General features: G+C 61.9%; 20 protein-coding genes. 4 read left to right on the top strand and 16 right to left on the bottom strand.

Annotated features, from left to right (window positions below; translation table 11 throughout):
* Window positions 1-2: 2 nt before the first annotated feature.
* On the bottom strand, window positions 3-1,121 hold the full coding sequence (locus AACH39_RS05925) for an efflux RND transporter periplasmic adaptor subunit (protein WP_215781921.1): 1,119 nt from the start codon (window positions 1,119-1,121) through the stop codon (window positions 3-5).
* Between the two features lie 208 nt (window positions 1,122-1,329).
* Between AACH39_RS05925 and AACH39_RS05930 the strand changes: the two genes are divergently transcribed.
* The gene (locus tag AACH39_RS05930; protein WP_338621103.1) at window positions 1,330-1,926 is read left to right on the top strand and encodes a TetR family transcriptional regulator; all 597 of its coding nucleotides are present in this window, start codon (window positions 1,330-1,332) and stop codon (window positions 1,924-1,926) included.
* 43 nt (window positions 1,927-1,969) lie between these two features.
* Window positions 1,970-2,542 carry a sugar O-acetyltransferase gene (locus AACH39_RS05935; RefSeq protein ID WP_215781919.1) on the top strand — a complete coding sequence of 191 codons (573 nt, stop codon included), beginning with the start codon at window positions 1,970-1,972 and terminating at the stop codon, window positions 2,540-2,542.
* 29 nt (window positions 2,543-2,571) lie between these two features.
* On the opposite strand, the gene AACH39_RS05940 is transcribed toward AACH39_RS05935, so the two are convergent.
* On the bottom strand, window positions 2,572-3,315 hold the full coding sequence (locus AACH39_RS05940) for a metallophosphoesterase family protein (protein WP_338621104.1): 744 nt from the start codon (window positions 3,313-3,315) through the stop codon (window positions 2,572-2,574).
* Between the two features lie 101 nt (window positions 3,316-3,416).
* Window positions 3,417-4,925, bottom strand: a complete 1,509-nt coding sequence (locus AACH39_RS05945) for an MFS transporter (RefSeq protein ID WP_338621105.1) — start codon at window positions 4,923-4,925, stop codon at window positions 3,417-3,419.
* A gap of 87 nt (window positions 4,926-5,012) precedes the next feature.
* On the opposite strand from AACH39_RS05945, the gene AACH39_RS05950 reads away from it, so the two are divergent.
* A complete protein-coding gene (locus AACH39_RS05950) occupies window positions 5,013-5,960 on the top strand; it encodes a LysR family transcriptional regulator (protein ID WP_338621106.1) in 948 nt (315 codons plus the stop codon).
* A gap of 85 nt (window positions 5,961-6,045) precedes the next feature.
* Here the strand turns inward: AACH39_RS05950 and aspA are convergent, their stop codons facing one another.
* The 11 genes from aspA to pepP form a co-directional block, all read right to left on the bottom strand.
* Window positions 6,046-7,446 (bottom strand): aspartate ammonia-lyase, encoded by a 1,401-nt coding sequence (gene aspA, locus AACH39_RS05955; RefSeq protein ID WP_215781915.1) that lies wholly within the window; start codon window positions 7,444-7,446, stop codon window positions 6,046-6,048.
* Between the two features lie 177 nt (window positions 7,447-7,623).
* The gene (locus tag AACH39_RS05960; protein ID WP_215781914.1) at window positions 7,624-8,535 is read right to left on the bottom strand and encodes a LysR substrate-binding domain-containing protein; all 912 of its coding nucleotides are present in this window, start codon (window positions 8,533-8,535) and stop codon (window positions 7,624-7,626) included.
* 18 nt (window positions 8,536-8,553) lie between these two features.
* A complete protein-coding gene (locus tag AACH39_RS05965; RefSeq protein WP_215781913.1) occupies window positions 8,554-9,579 on the bottom strand; it encodes an LD-carboxypeptidase in 1,026 nt (341 codons plus the stop codon).
* Between the two features lie 170 nt (window positions 9,580-9,749).
* Entirely contained in the window at window positions 9,750-11,183 is a 1,434-nt protein-coding gene (locus AACH39_RS05970) for a DHA2 family efflux MFS transporter permease subunit (RefSeq protein WP_215781912.1), read from the bottom strand.
* Between the two features lie 94 nt (window positions 11,184-11,277).
* A complete protein-coding gene (locus AACH39_RS05975; protein WP_338621107.1) occupies window positions 11,278-12,678 on the bottom strand; it encodes an ATP-binding cassette domain-containing protein in 1,401 nt (466 codons plus the stop codon).
* 156 nt (window positions 12,679-12,834) lie between these two features.
* Window positions 12,835-13,095 (bottom strand): acyl-CoA-binding protein, encoded by a 261-nt coding sequence (locus AACH39_RS05980; protein WP_215781910.1) that lies wholly within the window; start codon window positions 13,093-13,095, stop codon window positions 12,835-12,837.
* Between the two features lie 68 nt (window positions 13,096-13,163).
* The gene (locus AACH39_RS05985; RefSeq protein WP_338621108.1) at window positions 13,164-13,769 is read right to left on the bottom strand and encodes a disulfide isomerase DsbC N-terminal domain-containing protein; all 606 of its coding nucleotides are present in this window, start codon (window positions 13,767-13,769) and stop codon (window positions 13,164-13,166) included.
* A gap of 243 nt (window positions 13,770-14,012) precedes the next feature.
* Window positions 14,013-14,756, bottom strand: coding sequence for a DsbC family protein (locus AACH39_RS05990; RefSeq protein WP_215781907.1), 744 nt, complete (start codon window positions 14,754-14,756; stop codon window positions 14,013-14,015).
* Window positions 14,757-14,767: 11 nt separating this feature from the next.
* Window positions 14,768-15,919, bottom strand: coding sequence for a UbiH/UbiF family hydroxylase (locus tag AACH39_RS05995; protein ID WP_215781906.1), 1,152 nt, complete (start codon window positions 15,917-15,919; stop codon window positions 14,768-14,770).
* Window positions 15,916-17,088 carry an FAD-dependent monooxygenase gene (locus AACH39_RS06000; RefSeq protein ID WP_215781905.1) on the bottom strand — a complete coding sequence of 391 codons (1,173 nt, stop codon included), beginning with the start codon at window positions 17,086-17,088 and terminating at the stop codon, window positions 15,916-15,918. Before AACH39_RS06000 ends, AACH39_RS05995 begins: the two co-directional genes overlap by 4 nt.
* Window positions 17,089-17,105: 17 nt before the next feature.
* Window positions 17,106-18,395: a Xaa-Pro aminopeptidase gene (gene pepP / locus AACH39_RS06005; protein WP_215781904.1), complete on the bottom strand. Its 1,290-nt coding sequence runs from the start codon at window positions 18,393-18,395 to the stop codon at window positions 17,106-17,108.
* Between the two features lie 242 nt (window positions 18,396-18,637).
* Here pepP and AACH39_RS06010 point away from each other — a divergent pair, with 242 nt between their 5' ends.
* The gene (locus tag AACH39_RS06010) at window positions 18,638-19,816 is read left to right on the top strand and encodes a hypothetical protein (RefSeq protein WP_215781903.1); all 1,179 of its coding nucleotides are present in this window, start codon (window positions 18,638-18,640) and stop codon (window positions 19,814-19,816) included.
* Between the two features lie 72 nt (window positions 19,817-19,888).
* Here AACH39_RS06010 and AACH39_RS06015 read toward each other — a convergent pair whose 3' ends face one another.
* Together AACH39_RS06015 and AACH39_RS06020 are read right to left on the bottom strand one after the other, a co-directional pair.
* Entirely contained in the window at window positions 19,889-20,620 is a 732-nt protein-coding gene (locus tag AACH39_RS06015; RefSeq protein WP_215781902.1) for a YebC/PmpR family DNA-binding transcriptional regulator, read from the bottom strand.
* 172 nt (window positions 20,621-20,792) lie between these two features.
* Window positions 20,793-21,746, bottom strand: coding sequence for a hypothetical protein (locus AACH39_RS06020; protein WP_338621109.1), 954 nt, complete (start codon window positions 21,744-21,746; stop codon window positions 20,793-20,795).
* Window positions 21,747-21,798 lie beyond the last annotated feature (52 nt).

A 21,798-nucleotide genomic window follows, 5' to 3' on the forward strand; every position in this document is an offset into this window, starting at 1 on the left:
GCTTATTCTCCCGTTCCGGCGCCCTGTGCCGGCGACGGCTTCACGGGCATGCCCGGACGGATGTACTGCAGGCCATCGACAATCAGTCGATCACCCGGCTTCAGGCCCTGGCTGACCAGCCAGCGATTGCCGACGGCGCGCGGCGTTTCCACCACGCGGGCTTCCACCTTGTCCCCGGCGCCGACGACCATGGCAACGGCCTGACCTTTCTCGTTATGGCTAATCAGGTCCTGAGCAACGAGAATGGCTTTTTCGTTGACCCCCTCTACCAGGCGGGCACGGACGAACATCCCCGGCAGCAGGGCATGCTTCGGATTGGGGAACTGGGCACGCAGCGTGACGGAACCGGTACTCGGATCGACAGTGACATCGGTGAACTGCAGCTTGCCTTCCAGCGGATACGTGCTGCCGTCTTCCAGCGTCAGGCGTACGCGAGCCGCGTCGGCACCGGCGCTCTTGATCGAGCCGCTGGCCAGCTGTTGCTTGAGCTGCAGCAGCTCGCCACTGGAGCGGGTGACGTCAACATAGATCGGATCGAGGGCCTGAATGGTGGTGAGGGCGGTCGCCTGATCCGCCGTGACCAGCGCCCCCTGCGTCACATTCGATTTGCCGATGCGACCGGACACTGGCGCCAGCACATGGGTGTAGCCCAGATTGATGCGCGCCGTATCGACGGCAGCCTGGGCCTGCTTGTAGGCCGCTTCAGCGTCGTCATAGTCCTGCTGACTGACGGCATTAATACCGATCAGCTGGCGATAACGCTCGGCCTTGCTCTTGAGGGTGGCCAGATTGGCCACGGCACTGTCGTAGCTGGCGCGATAGGTCGCCGGATCGATCTGATACAAGGCCTGGCCGGCCTTGACATCACTGCCTTCGGTGAAGAGGCGCTTCAGCACCACGCCACTGACTTGCGGCCGGACTTCGGCCAGCGTGAATGCCGCCGTACGGCCGGGCAGCTCGCTATCCAGCGCCACCCGCTCGGGCGCCAGCGTGACAAAGCCGACTGTCGGCAATGCGGCCGCGGCCTGGGAGGCATGATTGCCGTCCCCGCAGGCCGACAACCCGGCGGTCATCAGGCATGCCAGCGCGACAGCAGAATATAGGGAAGACTTTTTTTGCATGCGACACCTGTCTTGATCATGTTGTCTGCGCAATCTGGCGTGAGGATGAGTCAGCGCGCGGGCGCGTCGGGTAATCCACACTACTTTATAACGAAGTAGAATGAACACTCAATCTAGTTTGAGCGTTCATTCTATGCTAGGATGCAGCAATCCGGCAATCAGCAAAGTATGAATGATTTTGTAGCGGTGCCGCATCCAAAGGAATCTCATGGTGACCACGCCCTCTCAAGAGCCACAACGTGCACAAATGCGACGCAGCCAGGTGCTGCAAGCCGCCACGCGCTGTTTCCGCCTGCATGGTTTTCATGGCTGCAGCATGGCACAGCTGGCCAAAGAGGCCGGCATGAGCGTTGGCCACATTTATCATTATTTCGAGAACAAAGAAGCCATTATCGAAGCCATCGTCCAGCAAGATCTGGAAGAATGGCTGATCAGCATGTCCCGGCTGCTGGACAGTCCGGATGTCTTCCAGGAGATTCTCGACACCCTGGAAGAACCGGTGCGGGAGACCCAGCAGCCAGACTATGCGGCACTGCAGATCGAAATCATCGCCGAAGCCGCCCGCAACCCCAAGGTGGCTCACATGGTGCACACCGTACATCGGCAGGTACGCGATACCGTCGCCGCCATGCTGATCAAGGGAAGTCGGCGCCCGCTGAGCGAGACCGAGATCGACAGCAAGTTCGAACTGCTCAGCGCCCTGTTTGACGGTCTGATGGTGCGTGCCATCCGTGCCGAAAAAATGGATCTCGATGGTCTGATGGCCATCATGCGGCCGACCATCCGCTTTATTCTCGACCACTGAGCCTTGTCCACGGGCACGGCTCATTTCACAAGGAGATTGCACCGTGTCCAGTCAATGGGATCATGTTCTGAATGGCGGCGTCCTGGACGACTTCATGCCGGAAATCGACCGCGACCGGGAGCGCGGACAGGCGCAGCTTGCCCGGCTCAACGCCATTCCGCTCAGCGACAGGGCGGCACGCCAGGCCATGGCCGCCGAGCTGTTCGCCGCCTTCCCGCCCTCCTGTGTGCTGTTCTCCCCCTTCACCTGCGAGTTCGGCCGCAATATCCGTTTCGGCGAACACAGCTTCGTCAATGTGAATGTCACCATGGTCGATCTGGGTGAAATCCATATCGGCAGCCATGTGATGATTGCCCCCAACGTGCAGATCTATACCGCGACCCATTCGCTGGATTACCTGTCCAGGCGCGAATGGCTGACCACCGCAGAAAAAGTGGTCATAGGCGATGACTGCTGGATTGGTGGCGGCGCCATCATCCTGCCGGGGGTGAGCATCGGACCGCGCAGCGTCATCGGCGCCGGAGCGGTCGTCACCCGGGACATCCCCGCCGACTCGCTGGCCGTAGGCAACCCGGCCCGGGTCATCCGCCGTCTCAATCAGCAAGGCAATCGCTGAGTCCTGCCCCGCCGGACACGGCGATCCACTCAGTGGCGAGTACTGCCGGTCTCCAGCCAATGCGCCCAGGCTTCATTGCCATGCGCACGGGCGGCGCGTGCCGCGGCCCGATGGTCATAGCCAATGGCGCGCAGACTGACGTCCCAGCCCTGTCCATGCCATTCGCAGATGGCATAGCGCGCATGCGGACTACCGTTTTCCATGCGGTGGGGATAAGGGTGATCATCGGTGTAAGCCGGCAAGCCGACACTGCCCGGATTAACCACCAGCCGGCCATCATAGAGCGCGTGTACCCGGGGATGATGGGTGTGGCCGCACAGAATCAGTCCGGCCGGGATGCCGGCAGCCCGCAGCTCGATGGACTCGTGGCAGGCGGCATGCATCCCGTGCGGATCGACCTCTTCCAGGAAATAGGCCAGATCATCGCCCGGCGCACCGTGGCAAACATGGATACCCGGCTCGCTCAGGGTCAGGTCCGCCGGCAGGCTGTGCAGCCAGTCACGCTGACGGGCCGTGGTCTGCTCATAGGCATACTGATCAGACTGACCGCCCTTCTGGCGGGCACAGGCCAGCAGTTGACGTTCGTGATTCCCGCGGATAGTGCGCCAGTCCAGCGCCATCAGGCGCTCGGCGGTCGCAGCCGGTTCCAGCGGGCCGGAGAGGATATCGCCGGCATTGATCACCAGATCGACTTGCTGGCGATCAATGTCGGCGATCACGGCTTCCAGCGCCCAGAGATTGCCATGAATATCCGAGACGACAGCGACTTTCATCGTTCAACCTCAAACCATGACATTAGTTTTTAAGTATGGCCAATAAGGTTTAACAGTCAAACTGAATAAAACAGTTTGCAGACGTCGAGCAATCGTCATGATCAGCGGAAGGTTCTCTGCCACAGGAGCAACAGCGCCATGGCCAGACCGAGCCACATCTGCAGGCGGAAGAACTCAAGACAGGAGAGCATCAGCGTCTGACGCGACCACTCGCTGGTCAGCAAACCGAAGGCCGTACTCGCATCGACTTGTGGCAGCGTGACGCGCATCTGCGCCATGGCCTCGCCCAGCCAGGGGCTGCCATCGGCAAAACGCTCCGACAGGCGACTGAAATGCAGGGCATTGCGTCCCTGAATGAACACCGTACTGAGCGAGACGGCACTGGAGAGCGCCACCTGGCGCAGCATGTTCTTGGTCTGGTAGGCATGGGCAAATGCGCCCTCTTCCACCGCACTGAAGGTCCCCTGTGCCACCGCAATAATGAATACCGACATGAAGCCCCCGTTCAGCAGCAGAATGGCGGCAAGACGGCCCAGACCCGTGTCCTGGTTCAGCTCGCTCATCAGCAGGCCATAGGCGCCGAGCAGCAGCATGCCCAGCACCATGGGCGGACGCAGCGTCTTGACCAGACCGCGTTGGAGCAGGAAGGCATACACAGTGGCAAACAGCATGCCGGCCAGAAAGCTGACCGACAGCAACAGTCCGGTGGTCGGCACGCTGAAGCCCAGCCCCTGCTGGATCAGCAGGGGCATGATGTAACTGTTGGCCGCCACCATGGTGTAGCAGAAGAAGTAGTACGCCAGCCCGAGCAGATAGCGCTTCTGGCCCAGTTGCCGCCAGCGCGCACCATGACCGGCCGTACTGACCCGGCGCAGCCACATCAGACTGGCCAGCAGCACGCCGGCCAGCAGCGCCAGCAACCAGCCTGGACGACTGAAAAAGTCATAGGGCAACTGCTGAATCAGGTATTGCAACAACAAGATGGCAACCGCCAGCCACAACAGGCGCGGAGAAGTCATCTCGCGATCATGCTCATCCCCGGCCTCCGTTTCGGCAAACAGGCCACTGGCCAGCCAGCCGGCCGCTGTCCAGGGCAGGATGCCGAAACACAGCCAGCGCCAGCTGCCGGCGCCGAGCGCCAGGCTGCCCAGCAAGGGGCCCAGTGCCGACCCGCCCAACAAGGCATAACCAAAACCCAGCAGCGCCGGCGTGCGCTGTTCGGCAGCCAGGCGGCTGACCTCGACACGTGCACCGGTGAAAAACGCCGCTGCCGCGATGCCCTGCACCGCACGGCCCAGAATAAAACCAGCCGGACCATGCGCCATGCCGCATACCACCGCCCCGGCCGCAAACAGCAGCATCGAACCACGAATCAGCCGGCGCGGACCGAAAGCCAGACGCAGGCGACGCTGCTGACTGATCGCCAGCACGGCACAACTGGCATAGGCCATGGCGGCATAGCTGAACTCCTCCGGTCCGGCACCGATGCCGCCCATGACATCGCTGGCGGCAAAATTGAGCATGCCGTTCTGTAAAAACTCCACCATCGTGACGGCCATGATGCACAGCATGTACAGCGGCAGCTTGTGCTGGCCTGATTGATCCTGCATTGCCCTATCCTTGCGTCATTGAATGGCGCAAGTATAGTGACGTCATATATATTCTAAAAATCGATAGATTTAATCCTGAAAATCGAAATGGATAATATTAACGGACTGCGTCTGAGACGCCTGGATCTGAACTCGCTGGTGGTGCTGCATACCCTGCTGCAAACGCGCAGCGTCAGCCTGAGCGCCCGACAGCTTTGCCTGGGTCAACCCGCGATCAGTCATGTCCTCAAGCACCTGCGCAAACAGTTTGCCGACGAGCTCTTGTATCGTCACGGTCGCGGCATGGCCCTGACACCATTGGCGCAATCCTTGAGCCAGCCGCTGGCGGCATGGCTGGGCGAGGGACAACGGCTGTTCGCCAGCCAGCAGGCATTTGACCCGAGCGAGGCGCAGGGCACCGTACGGCTGGCCATGCCCGACCTGCTGGAGGCCATCCTGCTGCCGGGCATGCTGCAAGCCATGCAACATCAGGCCCCGCAGCTGAATCTGGCGATCGAAGCCATGCCGGCGGCGCAGGTAGAGGGAGCGCTGGAGGAAGGCCGCATCAGTGCGGCTTTTGGCTACTTCCCCCGCCCGGGGCGTCAGTGGCAGCATTTGCCGCTGTTCAAAACCAGCTTTATCGCGCTGTATCACCCGGCACTCATCAGCCTCCCTCCCACAGTGGGTCTTGCCGATCTGGTGGCCATGCCCCATGTACACACCTCCTATGTCGACGAGGGAAGCGGACTGATTGAGCAGGTCATGACCAGGCGAGGTCTGCCGAGACGGGTGGTGGTGCATGGCGCGGGTCTGCTGGCGCTGCCGGTCTTGCTCGAGACACTGGCAGCCGTCGCCGTTCTGCCACAAACCATGGCGGCGTGGCTCAGACAACACCACCCGATGCTCTGCCAGGTGCCGGTTCTGGACCCTGAGATGCAAATCGAAATCGAAATGGTCTGGCATACCCGGCTGGCCAGCGACCCCTTGCTGGGCTTTGTGCGCGGGATCGTGTCGCAAGAAGTGGATCGCCGCTTTGCCGGGCCGCTGGCAGACTGACATAAAAAAACGGCAGACCCGCAAGAGTCTGCCGTGAAGAAGTGTCCGGCGCCAGGACAGGACCGCCGGACAAGGGTGAATCCGATTACTTGACCCAACGCGGCTGGGTCAGGGCCTCCGGCTGCAACACCGCATCCAGTTCCTTGCGGGTCATCAGGCCACGCGCCAGCACGATTTGTGCCACGCTGCCGCCCTTGGCATGCGCTTCGGCGGCCACTTCGTTGGCTGCCGAGTAGCCGATGAACGGGCTCAGCGCCGTCACCAGACCCACGGAGTTTTCCACCAGACGACGCAGGTATTCGCCATTGGCGGTAATGCCGCGCACGCAGTTTTCGGTCAGGGTGTCGCAAGCGGCGCGCAGGTGGTTGACGCTGCGGAACACGCTGTAGGCAATCACCGGCTCGAAGGCGTTGAGCTGCAGCTGGCCACCTTCTGCGGCAAAGCTGACGGTCACGTCGTTGCCGATCACTTCGAAGGCCACCTGGTTGACCACTTCCGGGATCACCGGATTGACCTTGCCCGGCATGATCGACGAACCCGCCTGACGGGCCGGCAGGTTGATTTCGCCCATGCCGGCACGCGGGCCGGAGGACAGCAGACGCAGGTCATTACAGGTCTTGGACAGCTTGACTGCCACGCGCTTGAGTACGCCGGACAGTTGCACAAAGGCGCCACAGTCCTGAGTGGCTTCGATCAGGTTCGGTGCCGTGATCAGCGCCAGGCCGGTCAGACGTGCCAGATGCTGGCAGATCAGGCGGGCATAGTCCGGGTGGCTGTTGATGCCGGTCCCGATGGCGGTCGCGCCCATATTGATTTCATGCATCAGGGTGCAGGCTTCTTCCAGACGCTGGCGGTCTTCGCCCAGCATCACGGCATAGGTCTGGAACTCCTGGCCGAGCGTCATCGGCACGGCGTCCTGCAGCTGGGTACGGCCCATCTTCAGGATGTCCTTGAACTCCATGGCCTTGTCGGAGAAGGCATTCTGCAGGTTCTGCATCGAGGCGATCAGGCGGGCCACACCGAAGCAGCTGGCCAGACGCAGCGAGGTCGGATAGACGTCGTTGGTGCTCTGACTCAGGTTGACGTGCTCGTTGGGGTGCAGGAAATCGTAATCACCCTTCTTGTGGCCAAGAATTTCCAGCGCCACGTTGGCAATCACTTCGTTGGCGTTCATGTTGGTGGAGGTACCGGCCCCACCCTGGATGACGTCCACGACAAACTGATCATGCCAGCGACCGGCGCGAATCTGTTCGCAGGCTTCGATGATGGCATTGGCGATCTTGTCGTCCAGCAAACCGAGATCGCGGTTGGCCATGGCGGCCGCCTGCTTGATGGAGGCCAGCGCGATGATCAGGTCGCTGTAGGCAGAGATCGGCTTGCCGGTGATGTTGAAGTTTTCCAGCGCACGCAGGGTATGCACACCCCAGTATGCTTCGGCCGGGACTTCACGTTCGCCAATCAGGTCATGTTCGACGCGGGTACTCATTTTTGTTTCCTTGTCCACAACGAGGGTTGATGGAAACACTCTAAGCCGCGTCACCGGCAACTGGCCAATCCCGATTATCGATTTGTCCATGCATTAAATGCATAGATCATCCGACTGTCGCCATGACAAAGGCGCATGGCATTTATGCCATGCGCCCTTTTCGTATACGAGAACGTACTATACGGCTGGATATTGTGTCTGCAGGTACTGCCAGAAAGCATCCAGCGCCGGCCGGCTGCGCTTGAGATCTCGATAGAGACGGATCTCCATCGCGACGCCCCAGCGGGCATCGGCGGCCAGCGCCAGCTGGCCGGCCTGCAGCTCACGCTCGACCGTACTGTCCGGCAAAAATGCCACACCGTGCCCTTCCAGCACCATGTTCTTCAGCCCCTCGGCCATGTCCGTTTCGTAGCGCTGATGCAGATGGCAGGGTTCCGGGGCATTTTCCATGATGAGTTCCGTCATCAACCGGAAATAGGCATTGGCGGCATAGCCGAGAAACGGCAGCGGTGCCCGTGCCTGGCCGGGCAAACGGAAGGCCGGCTGCCCGTCTTCTTCACGTCGTGCGTAAGGCATCAGATGCTCGATCCCCAGATTCAGCCCGGCATAGCGATCGCCGGACAGCTCAACCGGCTGCTTGGGGTGGTGATAGCACATCAGCAGGTCGCAGCCGCCTTCGACAAAGGCCAGCAGCGCATCATGCACATTGCTCGCCTGCAGGCGGCAGGACAAATCGCCGAAGCCGCCTTGTACCTGCGACAGCCATTTGGGGAAGAAGGAAAACGACAGGGTATGCGGTACGGCAAACTCCATGGTGTCTTCCGGCAAGGGGCGCATGCCCTGCATCAGCGCACGGGTGGCGTGAATCTGATTGAGCATCGCCACCGCCTGTTCCTTGAACACTTCGCCGGCCGGCGTGAGCCGTGTCGGATAGCTGCTGCGATCGATCAGATCGCAACCGACCCAGCTTTCCAGCGCCTTGATGCGGCGCGAGAAGGCCGGCTGGGTCAGATGGCGCGCCTGCGCCGAACGGGTGAAGCTGCCGCTTTCGGCCAGCACGATGAAATCTTCCAGCCAGCGAGTTTCCATGGCGTGTGGGTTCTTTCCTTACTGAGTAGTGGCCGCGTTGGCGGTCCAGGCTGCGGGCAGGCGCTTGAGCGCCGGATAGCCGCTGACGTTGAGGGTGTAGCCGGTGGCATCGATGCGCAGTTCGCCCCGGGCACCGATGGGGATCGGCACGATGTCGGCAACATGACCAATCGGCAGGCCGCTGAGCACCGGGATGCCCAACTGGCGGGCCAGTCGGTTGGCCAGCGTCGCCATGCTGTAGCCCTGCGGATCGAAACCATCGCTGCGCTGGGCACTGAAATGCCCCAGCAAAATCGCCCGCTGACGGCCGAGCACACCCGCCAGGCGCAACTGTTCGAGCATGCGGTCGACCTTGTAAACATCTTCGCCGACATCCTCGAGGAACAACAGGCCATCCTGCGGCTGCGGCAGATAGGGCGTGCCAACCAGGCTGACCAGGGTCGAGAGATTGCCGCCCCACAGGGTGCCGTCCAGCTGGCCGCTGGCCATGGACTGAGGAACATCGATGCGCAGGGTGTAGTGATCATGCGTCAACACCTCGCGCAGCCACTGCTGGGTGAAGGCCGACAGCGGGCTGGCGCCGAAATCGGCATACAACACCGGTCCGGACAGCGAGATCACCCCGGCACGAGCCAGCAAGGCCAGTTGCACGGCCGTATTGTCGCTGTAACCCATGACCAGGGTACCGGCGGCGCGCAGGCGCGGGCCGAGGCGGGCGTAGTCGAGCCGGTCCAGCAACTGGATGGCGCCAAAACCGCCGCGCGTCGCCATGATCAGATCGGGCATGGGCAGGGACGGATCGGCCAGGGCATTGAGGTCGGCAGCACGCTCATCGACCGTGCCGGCAAAACGCGATTCGCGCCGTGTCAGTGCGGGCAGGTTATCCAGCTGGAAGCCCAGGGACTGCAGGGCAGCAACCCCGCGCTCGACGCGGGCACGGTCGGTCATCGGCCCGCCGAGCGCCATCAGGCGCACGACCGGTGCCGTTGCCGGGGCACGACCCGGCTGAGCGGGGGTGGAGCAGGCAGACAACAGATGACTCATGACAAGGACGGTTCCCAGTTTCAGGACCCGCCGGCGATCGTCGTGAAAGGGACTCAGCGACATGCAGGACCTGTCCGTTGGTGAATGCCCGACATTACATCATGGAACGCCCCGCCCTTGGCAAGTCTGTCAGCATTTTTACCACCTCAGGCATCGTCATTTGACATGCGTCAGTGACCGCCGGCTGCCACAGGGCGCACCGCATGCGCTGCGCCATCCTGTGGTTTGAGACGCAGGAAGATCAGCGTCGAAAGCAAGGTCAGCCCGGACAGCAGCACAAAGGTGGCGCGAAACGCTGGCGTCAGTGCCGCGCCCTGGCTGACATGCGCCGGGTGAAACAACTGCAGCGCACTGGCCGAAATCGCCAGACCAAAGCTGACCGACAGTTGTTGTGCCACACTCAGCACCGTATTACCCATGCTGGTATGACGCGAACTCAGGTCGGCCACTGCCAGGGTATTCATGGCAGTCATCTGCATTGAGCTGACCCCGCCGAACAATACCAGCGATGGCAGCATCCAGGGCAGCGGCATGTCGGCAGCAAACAGCGCAAAAGACGCAATGCTCAGCACGGTCAGCAGACTGGTCACGATCAGGGTGCGGCGATAGCCAATACGCGGCAGGCCCCGGGTGATCAGCGGCTTGGCGAGAATCGCGGCCAGGGCCACCGGCGCCAGCATCCAGCCGGCAGTATCGGCACCGTAGCCGAAGCAGACCTGCAGCAGTAGCGGGATCAGCAGCGTGATGCCACCGGTGCCGAGACGACACAGGATATTGCCGAAGATGCCGATGCGGAAGCCACGGGTCTGGAACATCGCCAGATCAAAAAGCGGCTCGGCATGCCGGCGTGCATGACGCACATAGGCCAGCAGCAGCAGGGAGCCGGCCAGCAAGGCCGGCAGGGCCAGCACCAGGGCATGGGCGGCGCCGATCAGGTCCAGGCCAAAGGAGAGTCCGACCAGGGCAAAGGCAAACAGCAGGAAACCGGGCCAGTCGAAGGGATGGTGCGGCGCCTTGTGATCGGACATGACGCGTGGCGCCATCAGCAAACCGACCAGGCCGATCGGCAGGTTGATCAGGAAAATCCAGTGCCAGCTGGCATGGGTCACCAGCCAGCCGCCCAGCAAGGGGCCCAGCACGGGGCCGAGCAGGCCCGGCATGGTCACGGTACTCATGACGGCCAGAAACTGGCTGCGCGGATAACTGCGCAGCAGGGCCAGACGGGCGACCGGCATCATCATGGCGCCGCCGACCCCCTGCAGCACGCGCATGGCCACCAGCATCGGCAGCGAGCCCGACAGGGCGCACAGCAGGGATCCCAGGGAGAACAGGCCGACCGCCGCCATGAACACGCGCCGGCAGCCGAAACGATCGGCCAGCCAGCCGCTGAGCGGGATCAGCAGCGCCACGGTCAGCGCATAGCTGATGACGGTCGACTCCATCTCCAGCGGCGAACGCTGCAGATCGGTGGCAATCGCAGGCAGGGCGGTATTGAGAATGGTGGTGTCCAGCATCTGCATGAAAAAAGCCGTGGCGGCCAGCCAGGGCAAGGCATCATGCGGGCGTGGCCCCACCCCTGCCGTGAGGGTATCGGTTGAAGCCATGAGTCTCTATCCAATAGTTACCTAATAATAATAACATTATGGATATCAACTTGCCGGCCCTCTTCACATTTGCTAACCAGCAGTGGCACAGGGTTTACAAATTCAGGCGCCGCATTTCCCCCAGTTGTTGCACCAGTGCCTCATCGTGGCTGATCAGCAGCAGGGTGCCCGGATAGTCATGCAGGATCGAGGCCACATGCTGGCGCGCCCGGCCATCCAGGTTGTTGCTTATCTCGTCCAGAATCAACAACTGTGGTGGACGAGCAGCCAGACAGGCCAGCGACAGCCGTGCGCGCTCGCCACCAGACAGGGCACGGACCAGGGTCTGCACCGCGCCATCGCCACGAAACAGGAACCGGCTCAGGTGGTGGCGCAGCGCACTGGGCGCCCAGTCGGGAACCGTCTGCTGCAATACCGCCAGGACAGTCTGGTCGGCGGGCAGGTTGGCATAGTGTTGATCGAGATAGCCGATCTCCTGCCTTGGCGGTGTCTGCCACTGTCCACCCAGACGCAAGGCCGTCTCGCCGAGCAGTGCGCGCGCCAGCGTGGATTTGCCGCTGCCGTTGGCACCACCGAGCAGCCAGCGCTCGCCCGACCGGATCACCAGATGCAGTGGTCCGGCGATCACTCGCTCATGGCCAATCAGGCCATCACTCACCTGCACCACCGGTCCCCGGGCATGTCGAGCTTGCGGGGGCAGGAAAAACGCCGGACTGATCACCTCGCCAGGACTGAGGCGCGCCAGTTCGTCCCCCAGCGTCTGTTGCCGAGTCAGTAGGTCAGCCCGGTTGTCGACCGCCGTGGTGTTGCCTCGCCCCAGCTTGGTCGCCGACTTGACGGTCGCCCAGCGCCGTTCGCGGATGGCCTTTTCACCGCGCTGACGGGCATGGCTGGCTCGCTGTTGCTCCTGCATCAACCGCTGGTGGGCACCCTGCTGTTCGCGCCGCAGCAGGTCGCGCTGCCGTTGCAGGGCGGCATGCTGGCCGGCACGTTCAGCCAGGTAGTCCTGATAGCGGCCGTGAAACACCCGGATCTGGCCATCGGCGACGATCCACAGGGTGTCACACAATGTGTTCATCCAGGTTTCATCGTGCGTGACCAGCAGCAATCCGCCGTGAAAATGCTGCAGCATGCGCAGCATGGCACGGCGGTTGGCGGTATCCAGATGATTGCTGGGCTCGTCGAGCAACAACAGATCGGGCTGTTCTGCCAGGGCCTGGCTGAGCGCCTGGTTCACCCGCTGGCCGCCACTGAGCTTCAGGTCACCATCCAGTACCTGTGGCACATGGCCCAGACGCAGCAAGGGCTCCATCTGCAGCCGGCCCTCGGAGGGTGACTGCAGGCCGGCCAACATTCGCAGCAACGACGATTTGCCGCTGCCGTTATCACCGACAATGGCAATGCGGCAGCCCCAGTCCAGTTGGCCGGAAAATTCGCTGAAGCAGGTTTTATGGGGGAAGACAAGGCTCAGGCCTTGCCATTGAATCATCGACATGAACACCTCGCGCAGGATGGGCAGTAAAACGTAGGTTGCCCGTTATCGGGCGGTCAGGTGCGCAGGCTCATTTCGACGAATCCTTGAAGGGTAATGATTGAATGGAGGTATTTCAAAACAAAAGAGGGGGGACCAGCCCCCCTTTGTCACGCGTGATCAGGCTTCGAGCAGGCCCTTGACCACGTCGATGTAGCCTTGCATGGCCTCATCGGCAGAGGTGCCCTTGAGCTTTTCCCAGGCATCGAACTTGGCGCGGTTGATGAAATCCATCATGCCGGGACGTTCGCCATGGGCATCGCCTTCGGTCGCCTGCTTGAACAGGGCGTAGAGCTGCAGCAGGGTCTGATTGTCCGGGCGCTCGGACAGGGTTTTGACATCGGCCTGAGCCTGGGTGAACAGGGTTTGCAGATCAGACATGTTTCTTCCTTGATGTTGTATTGTGTTAGCCCAACGGCATTAATATACACGAAAAACACCCGGTTTCATCATCCCTGCCAGGCGCTGGTAGCGCCTTGCTCCAGCCAGCTGCGAATCAAACCGGAAAGAAAAGGTTGCTGCGCATTCTGCAACCCGGCCAGACTGAGCAGCTGCCCGTCCGGCCGGACCAGAGCCGGCAGCAGGGCCGGATCGACGTCAGGGCTGCCCGGCAACAGATAGACGGTGAGATCCGGCAAGTGCGTCAGCGCCTGCTGTAATGCGCCCACAGGGTGGCCACCGCTGAGCAAGGCAAGTTGCAGATTGCCGTTTCCCTGCGTGACGACACCGGCAGAGGACAGCGGCAAATTTCGCCAGCGCCCCTGCTCCAACCAGGCGGCATGTGCCCGGGTCAGATCGAGGCCATCACGCAGATCGATCAGATGTCCCCAGAGCACAGTCTTCCGGTCTGGATCGGCATAGACAATCTGTCCGGCGTCCAACTCCAGCTCATCCAGCCCGGGAAGCGGGCTGGTGCTTTGATGCAAGACACGCCATCCACCCAGTTCTTCCTCACGCCCTCCCGGCAGGGTACAGCTGTTTGCACACAGGATCAGATAACGTCCCCCTCCTGCCAGATAGCCGACTTGTCCATTGCTAAAAATCATGGGCTGCATGCCTTGTCCCGAACCCGACTCTCGGCTTGCCTGTTGCCTTGCCTGTTGCAACACATCCCCACGGCCATCCGTCAGAAAAGCCCTGCGCGGTGCAGGATGGCAGGCACACAGCAACAGACAAAGCAGCAGGACTCTGAACATGAAAAAATCTTCCGCATCGACCATCGAGGCGGAAGATTTTAGGGAGGGATGACAGCCAAATCCTGATCAATAACCCGACAATAACCGTCCGAATTGACCGACTCAGCGCGCGTCGAGCAGTTGCTCCAGCTGAGCCTTGGGAATCGCGCCGGCCACCAGGCGCCCATTTCCGAAGATCAGGGCCGGCGTGCCATTTACCCCCAGCTTTTCACCCAAAGCCAGGTTTCGCTCGATCGGCGTCGCGCACTTGCCTTCGCCAACCGGCTTCACGCCATCATCCATCCAGGACTTCCAGGCCTTGAGAGAATCTTCAGCACACCAGATTTGCTGCGATTTGTGCAACGCATCCGGATGCAGCTGGGTCAGCGGAAACAGGAAGGTGTAGATGGTGACATTGTCCACACCGGCGAGACTCTGCTTTTCCAGCTGGTGGCAGAACGGACAGTCCGGATCGGTAAAGACCGCCAGCTTGCGGGCGCCGTTGCCGCGCACTTCCTTGATGGCATCATTCAGCGGCAGGCTATTCCAGGACACCTGGCTCAGATCGGCCTGACGTGCCTCGGTCAGGCTTTGACCACTCTTGACATCGATCAGATCGCCGACAAACAGATAGCTGACCTTCTGGTCGACATACACCACCTGATTACCCTGGACATCCACCTCATAAATACCCTTGAGCGGCGTGGGGCGCACATCCAGCACCTTGCGGTCGCTGAAACGTTGCTCGAAGGCCTTTTTCACCGCCGTCAGGCTGGCATTGCCCGCATTGTTGTCGGCATTGGCACTGCAGGACAGCAGAGCCGGCATGATCCCGGCCAGCGCCAGGCGAATCAGGGTTTTGTTCATGTCTATCCTTGTTAAAAGCCCACCGCATGGCGGGCCAGTTGCCGCTTGAGCGGGGCGAGATGATTGACCAGCGACAGGCCTCGGTTGCGCAGCTGCGCCAGCCCGGGCAAAGACGACTGGTGAAACAGCCGGAACAGACCATCGCAGGTCAACTGCATGGTCAGCACCGCCTCCTTGCGGCTGCGCTCGTAGCGGCGCAGCAATGCCCAGTCGCCGGGATCGCCCTGACGACCGATGAGCGCGGCCAGGGTCGCGGCATCCTGAAAACCGAGATTGACCCCCTGCCCTGCCAGCGGATGCACGGTATGCGCGGCATCGCCCAGCAAGGCCAGCCGGGGATGAATCACGGTCTGCGGACGCAGCAGGCGCAAAGGGAATGCGGCCGCCGGCGTCAGACTCTGCAGGGCGCCCAGGGCATGACCGCCCGCCGCCGAGACGGTCTCCGCCAGCTCGTCTGCCGGCATTCTGACCAATCGCTCGGAATCGGATGTAGACCATACAATAGAAATTCGGTTCCCGGGCAGCGGCAACCAGGCCAGTACCGCATCACCGAGGAACCATTGCCTGGCACAATCGCCGTGCGGCACTTCGCAGGCAAAGTTCGCCACCACCCCTGACTGGCCATAGGCCCGGACGGCCACTTCGATGCCGGCTGCCTGCCGCAGCCAGGACTGGGCGCCATCGGCGCCGGCCAGCAGTGCCGCCGTCAGCACCCGGCCATCCTCCAGCGTCAGCCTGGCCTGACCGGCCTGGCAGTCGCAGGCCGCGGCACGGCCATGGATCACGGTGATCTCGCTGTCGGCGATGGCTCGCCAGAGCGCCGCCAGCATCCAGCGATTCTCGGCGATCGCCGCCAGTTCGCTTTCACCGATCTCGGCAGCACTGAAGGTCAGGCGGCCATCCCGGTCGCCACGCACATCCATGCTGGCGATGCGGCCGATCCGGCTGGCATCGGGCCAGGCACCAAGACGGGCGAGAAAATCGCGGTTTTGCGGACTGACGGCGTAAATGCGGGCATCCCAGCCTTGCATCAGCCCGTCCTGTCCCTGCGGATGCGGTTCGAGCAGGGCGACCGAGCGCCCCTGACGTGCCAGCGCCAGCGCCAGGCTGGCCCCGACCAGCCCGCCTCCGCTGACCAGGACGTCGAAATCTGTCTGACTCATTGTCCGGCTCCTACACCAAAGACCAGATGACCGGCAAAGCGCTTGCGCAGCGGGGGCAGCGCATCCAGCAGATTCATGCCGGCCGCCCGTGCCAGCCCGAGCAGCGGGTCACGCGACTCGAACAAATGCATCAGGCCATGGGTAAAGCCGATGACAGCACGGGTGTCGCGCTGGCGTGCTGCGGCATGTCGCGCCAGCAAATGGGCGGCACCCGGATCTTCCGCTCCGTCAAGAATGCGGGTCAGGGCCATGGCATCGCGGATGCCGAGATTGAGTCCCTGCGCCGCAACCGGATGGACGGTTTGCGCCGCATTGCCGATCAGCACCACTCGCTGGCCGACGACCCGGCTGGCCTGCTTCAGGCGCAAGGGGAAGGTGGCCACCTCCCCGACGGCACGCACGGCCCCCATCCGGTCCCCAAAAGCCTGCTGCAGCGCAGAGGCCAACACCTCGGGAGCCGCCGCTTTCATCGCTTCGGCCTGTGCCGGGGAGCGGGTCCAGACCAGCATGCAGCCATCACCGTGAGGCAGCAGCGCCAGGGGTCCGTCCTGGCTGAAACGTTCGTAGGCCACGCCCTGGTGCGGCTGTTCGAAATGGACCTGCGCCAGCACGGCGGACTGCTGGTAGTCGTGCTCGCGACGACGTACACCGGGAAGGCGTTCGATCAGCGCCCCGCCCTCGGCCAGAATGGCCAGTCTGGCGGTCACGGCACCTTCATGGCCGGCTTCGCGATAACGCACGCAGACGTAGCCGGCCAGCGACTGCAGGTCATCGACCCGACAGCCCCACAGCACGGTCACCCCCGCGGCAGCCAGCCGGGCATCCAGCGCCAGGGTCAGTGCCGGATAATCGACCACCTGTCCCAGATGCGGCAGACCAACGTCTGCCGCCCGGATCAGCGTACGGCCCCAGCAGCCCTGCTGGGACACATGCACGGTATCGATCGCCGTGGCAGGCAAATCGTCCGGCCAGGCTCCTGCCGCCTGCAGCTGCTGCTGACTGGCACTGGACAGGGCGAGCGCGCGGGCATCGCGCAGCGGCTCACCGGCCTGGCGAGCCTCCAGCAGGATGACGCGCCGGCCCTGACGGGTCAGCAGCAGGGCGGCCAGGGCGCCGGCCGGCCCGCCGCCGACAACGGCGACATCCGCATGCAGCAGAGCGGAAGACATGGCTTGCCGTGCCCCCATCAGGCCATCAATGCTTCAATGTCATCAATGCGCTTGGGCACTTCCGACGTGTAGATTTCACGGCCATCACGGGTAATCAGCACATCGTCCTCGATCCGGATGCCGATATTGTGCAGTGCCGCCGGGACATTGTCGGCCGGGCGGATGTAAAGCCCCGGCTCGATGGTCGTGCACATGCCCGGTTTGAATTCGCGCCACTCGCCGTTGACCTTGCGCTTGCCGACATCGTGCACGTCCAGGCCGATCATGTGGCCGACACCATGCATGTAAAACTGACGGTAGGCCTCCGACTCGATAATGCCGTCGACGGTGCCGCCGAGCAGCTTCAGGTCGATCATGCCCTGAGCCAGCACGCGCAAGGCGGCATCGCCCGGCTCGTTGAGGCGTGCACCGGGGCGCAGCGTGTCGATGGCTGCCAGCTCGGCCGCCAGCACGATCTCGTAGACATCCCGTTGTGCCGCGGTGAACTTGCCATTGATCGGGAAGGTCCGCGTGATGTCGCCGGCGTAGCCATTGAGCTCGCAACCGGCATCGATCAGCAGCAGCTCGCCATCGTTGAGCCGGTGGTTATTGCCGACATAGTGCAGCGTGCAGGCATTGGCGCCGCCGGCCACAATGCTTTCATAGGAGGGGAAGCGCGCCCCGTGGCGAATGAAGGTATGCAGCAGCTCGGCTTCGATCTGGTATTCATTCATGCCCGGGCGGGTAGCCTGCATGGCGCGCACATGGGCTTCGGCAGAAATCTTGCCGGCACGACGCAGAATGCCGATTTCGTATTCGTCCTTGATCAGCCGCATTTCGTCCAGCAGAGCGAGCACATCGCCAAAACGCGACGGGACTTCGACGCCGGTACGGAAACGGGCACGCAGCTCATCGAGCCAGCCATTGACGCGTACATCGAAGGAAGGATTGCGCCCCACCGGCCAGTGCACTTCCGGTTGGCCGGCCAGGATATCCGGCATGCGACTGTCGAGCTCACCGATCACATAGGCTTCGTCAAAACCGAATTCCTGTTTCGCGCCTTCCGGCCCGTAACGGAAGCCATCCCATACTTCGCGGTCAGGATCCTTTTCACGACAAAACAGGATGCTGCGCTTGTTGCTGGCATCCAGCACCAGCACGGCCCCCGGCTCGCCAAAGCCGGTCAGGTACCAGAAGTGGCTGTCAGGACGGTAGGGATAATGCGTATCGGCATTGCGAATGGCTTCGGGCGCGGTGGCCAACACCACGACACCGGAACCGATTTGTGCCATCAGGCGGGAGCGACGGTCTGCATGCATCTGTTTCATGGTCAGATTCTTTCGAGCTTGAGACGGCAGCCAGTTTACACCTGTATGAAGAATACGTGGGCTAATCGCCTGGCATTTTATCTGGCCGCCCCCCGTCCGAAGACCAGTCTCATCGCTGTCATGACGCTGCCGGAATCGGCTCACGCCAGAAATCTGGTGCAAGGCATTTCCGACTCGTCTGATCGGTCATTCGCTGAACCGCGCCCTACTCTTCTACCTTCGTTTACCAATGGGGATTCACTATGACTTTGAAGCGTATTCCACAACTCGTTCTGCTGATGGCCGCATCCGTATCCGGCGCGCAGGCCGCTCAGGCTGGCCAGATGACAGATCTTTCTCCCAATGGACACTTTGTCATCTACCAGGGTCTGTCTCTGTCTCAGGATGGCAAAACCACCTATGTGCAAAGCACAGCCAATGATGCCTTCCCGGAGAATACAGACCATGAGCTGCATCAGTACATCATTCGCGCTGGCGCACCACGCGAACTGACACTAACCGCCAGTGGTTATTCCGAATTTTCAGGGCTTTCCGGCGATGGGTCTACGCTGTTTGGCTGGAACCGCTCTGGCAATTGTGATCACATTGCAGCGATGGTCGACGTGAAGGGCGGGGACAGCGATTACCGCGCTCTGAGCCATGATGAGTCTGAAGTTCATGCTGCCTCGCGCGATGGCTCGGTTCTGGTGGGTAGTGTTCAGCGGGATGGCATCAACCATGCCGCGCTCTGGAAACATAACCGTATGGAACAGCTGGACATTCCCGGCAGTTCCAGTGCCACGGCCGTCTCTGCCAATGGTCGCGTGGTGACCGGGGTGGCCGACCGAATCGGTTTTGGCCAGCAAGTATTCCGTTACAGCCGCACCGATGGCCTGCAATACGCAGGTTCGCTGGGTGGCGCCACCGTGACGCCGAATGCCGTCTCGCGCAATGGCCAGACCATTGTCGGCAAAGCGGATACCCCTTCGTGGCAAAGTCACGCCTTCTATGTCGGACCAAATCAGTCGGCCACAGACCTGGGCACCTTTGGCGGTAATAACTCGGAAGCAACCGGGGTATCGGCCAATGGTCAACTGGTCGTTGGCTGGGCGGCGCTGAAGAACGGCGATCAGCATGCCTTCATCTATCAACCGGGTGGCAAGCTGGTCGATATCGGCACGCTGGGCGGACATTTCTCGATGGCGACGGCCGTTTCGGCTGATGGCTCGACGGTAGTCGGGGTTTCCTCAACCCGCTCGTATGTTGAGCATGCCTTCCGCTACTCGGTCAAGGATGGTGTCATGGAGGATCTCGGCACACTGGGCGGGGACATGTCCGCGGCGCTGGCAGTGTCCGCAGATGGCTCGACGATCGTCGGCAGCTCGGACACCCGCGACCAGGGACACGGGGTCTTCGTCTGGCGGCAGACAGCCAGGCAGTAACCCGCCACAGACAGCAAACAGCCCGAACCGGTCGACACCGGTTCGGGCTGTTTTTCCTGCCATTGGACCGCCTTACGCTTCGTCAGCGATTTCTGCCGAGGTGTAGACCTCCTGCACGTCGTCCAGGTCTTCCAGCGCGTCGAGCAGCTTCTGCATGCGAACCGCATCGTCGCCCGACAGCTCGGTAACGTTTTGCGGACGCATGGTCACTTCGCCCATCTCGGCCTTGAAGCCGGCGGCTTCCAGTTTGCCCTTGACGTCGGTGAACTCGTAGGGGCCGGTGATGACTTCGATCGAACCGTCATCATTGGTCACCACGTCTTCGGCCCCCGCCTCGAGCGCGGCCTCCATGATGGCGTCTTCATCCACGCCGGGCGCAAACACCAGATAACCGCAATGCTTGAACTGGAAGGCCACGCAGCCATCGGTACCCATGTTGCCGCCGTACTTGGAGAAGGCATGACGGACATCGGCGACGGTCCGGGTCTTGTTGTCGGTCAGACAGTCGACCATGACCGCAGCCCCGCCGATGCCATAACCCTCGTAGCGGATTTCGGCGTAATCGACGCCTTCCAGGCTGCCGGTACCGCGATCGATGGCACGCTGGATGTTGTCTTTCGGCATGTTGGCATCCAGCGCCTTGTCCACTGCCAGGCGCAGACGCGGATTGATATCGGCATCGCCACCGCCCATGCGGGCAGCAACGGTGATTTCCTTGATCAGGCGCGTGAAGATCTTGCCACGCTTGGCGTCAGCGCGTTCTTTCTTGTGCTTGATATTCGCCCACTTGCTATGTCCTGCCATAGTCGCCTCAATGCATGAAGGGCCGCCGGTCAGGGGACCGCGGCCCGGTTTGAATCCGGAACAGTTCGGGCGCACCCGGGGTGCCGCCCGATAAGTGCAGGCATTCTAGCAGTCCCTTGCCGTTTGCGCATTATCCGGCCCCGTCTTCAGACGAGGCCGAAACAACTCGGGATCAATGCTGCTTGAGCCAGGGCGTTTCCGGCGTCCAGAACAGCAGATCGGCCCCCAGGTAGCTGGTGGCGAAATCGGTGATTTCCTGCTTGCTGAACGGCTTGTGGGTTTTCGGATTGGTGTAGGTCAGCGTCGGCTCCTGAATGGCCATGGCCACCACCGGCAGTTTGCCTTTGTAGCGATTGAAGAACGGATAGGCATTCTTCATCTGCCCTTTCTTGTAGGGCACGACGTCCGGACCGCCCAGCCCGATATGGTTATTGGCAGCGAAGGCAAACAGCCGCGACATGTACTGGTGGTCGTTGTCCCACTCGCAGGGCCAGAAGTTGACGTATTGCACCACCAGCGACTTCTGGAAGGCACTGCGGGCGACCTGCATGTTCTGGACTTCGGCATTGAAGTAGCGGTCGCAGCTGAAGCCGGTCTTGTCATGTTTCTGGTCAATGTCGATGGCGGTTTCCGGCAGGTTGACACCGTAGACCTTGCCGTCGAAGCGAGCCGCCAGTGCCTTGAGCAGCGCCTGGTAGCGCTTCTGCACTGCCGGGTTCCACTGCTGCGCCACCCAGCCCATGGCCGGCGCCTTGCCCTGCCCCGGGTTGTCCACCTGCGGCACGATGCCCCCCTTGTACTCGGGCGCGGTCATCAGATAGGCGGGAACATTTTTCGCCGTCGGTTCGAAGAAGCGATCCTGAATCTGGATGAACAGCTTTTTGTCCATCTTCTGCACATAGGCCAGATCGGCCTCAATCGCCGAAAAGTCGTACTCTCCCTTGCCCTTTTCCAGGTTTTTCCAGTTGTACACCACCTGCACGCCGGCAATGTCGCTGCGCGCCAGCTTGTCATGCAGAGTGGCCAGCTCGCCCGAACTGGCGAAGAGGAAGTTGACCGGCTCAGCCTGTGCGGCAAAGGCGGACAGGGACAGACACAGGGCGGCGGCCAGGGACGTCAGACGCATATAGTTCATCCAAGAATAATAAGTGAGCTTAGTAGACCATCAAAAAGCAGAG

This window comes from Paludibacterium flexuosum (assembly GCF_037076605.1).
Classification (GTDB): domain Bacteria; phylum Pseudomonadota; class Gammaproteobacteria; order Burkholderiales; family Chromobacteriaceae; genus Paludibacterium.

What these genes read in the sequence shown, in the direction of transcription:
- AACH39_RS05925 (WP_215781921.1), bottom strand. Translation starts at nt 1,121, where the DNA reads ATGCAAAAAAAGTCTTCCCTATATTCTGCTGTCGCGCTGGCATGCCTG.
- AACH39_RS05930 (WP_338621103.1), top strand. Translation starts at nt 1,330, where the DNA reads ATGGTGACCACGCCCTCTCAAGAGCCACAACGTGCACAAATGCGACGC.
- AACH39_RS05940 (WP_338621104.1), bottom strand. Translation starts at nt 3,315, where the DNA reads ATGAAAGTCGCTGTCGTCTCGGATATTCATGGCAATCTCTGGGCGCTG.
- AACH39_RS05945 (WP_338621105.1), bottom strand. Translation starts at nt 4,925, where the DNA reads ATGCAGGATCAATCAGGCCAGCACAAGCTGCCGCTGTACATGCTGTGC.
- AACH39_RS05950 (WP_338621106.1), top strand. Translation starts at nt 5,013, where the DNA reads ATGGATAATATTAACGGACTGCGTCTGAGACGCCTGGATCTGAACTCG.
- aspA (WP_215781915.1), bottom strand. Translation starts at nt 7,446, where the DNA reads ATGAGTACCCGCGTCGAACATGACCTGATTGGCGAACGTGAAGTCCCG.
- AACH39_RS05960 (WP_215781914.1), bottom strand. Translation starts at nt 8,535, where the DNA reads ATGGAAACTCGCTGGCTGGAAGATTTCATCGTGCTGGCCGAAAGCGGC.
- AACH39_RS05965 (WP_215781913.1), bottom strand. Translation starts at nt 9,579, where the DNA reads ATGAGTCATCTGTTGTCTGCCTGCTCCACCCCCGCTCAGCCGGGTCGT.
- AACH39_RS05970 (WP_215781912.1), bottom strand. Translation starts at nt 11,183, where the DNA reads ATGGCTTCAACCGATACCCTCACGGCAGGGGTGGGGCCACGCCCGCAT.
- AACH39_RS05975 (WP_338621107.1), bottom strand. Translation starts at nt 12,678, where the DNA reads ATGTCGATGATTCAATGGCAAGGCCTGAGCCTTGTCTTCCCCCATAAA.
- AACH39_RS05980 (WP_215781910.1), bottom strand. Translation starts at nt 13,095, where the DNA reads ATGTCTGATCTGCAAACCCTGTTCACCCAGGCTCAGGCCGATGTCAAA.
- AACH39_RS05985 (WP_338621108.1), bottom strand. Translation starts at nt 13,769, where the DNA reads ATGCAGCCCATGATTTTTAGCAATGGACAAGTCGGCTATCTGGCAGGA.
- AACH39_RS05990 (WP_215781907.1), bottom strand. Translation starts at nt 14,756, where the DNA reads ATGAACAAAACCCTGATTCGCCTGGCGCTGGCCGGGATCATGCCGGCT.
- AACH39_RS05995 (WP_215781906.1), bottom strand. Translation starts at nt 15,919, where the DNA reads ATGAGTCAGACAGATTTCGACGTCCTGGTCAGCGGAGGCGGGCTGGTC.
- AACH39_RS06000 (WP_215781905.1), bottom strand. Translation starts at nt 17,088, where the DNA reads ATGTCTTCCGCTCTGCTGCATGCGGATGTCGCCGTTGTCGGCGGCGGG.
- pepP (WP_215781904.1), bottom strand. Translation starts at nt 18,395, where the DNA reads ATGAAACAGATGCATGCAGACCGTCGCTCCCGCCTGATGGCACAAATC.
- AACH39_RS06010 (WP_215781903.1), top strand. Translation starts at nt 18,638, where the DNA reads ATGACTTTGAAGCGTATTCCACAACTCGTTCTGCTGATGGCCGCATCC.
- AACH39_RS06015 (WP_215781902.1), bottom strand. Translation starts at nt 20,620, where the DNA reads ATGGCAGGACATAGCAAGTGGGCGAATATCAAGCACAAGAAAGAACGC.
- AACH39_RS06020 (WP_338621109.1), bottom strand. Translation starts at nt 21,746, where the DNA reads ATGCGTCTGACGTCCCTGGCCGCCGCCCTGTGTCTGTCCCTGTCCGCC.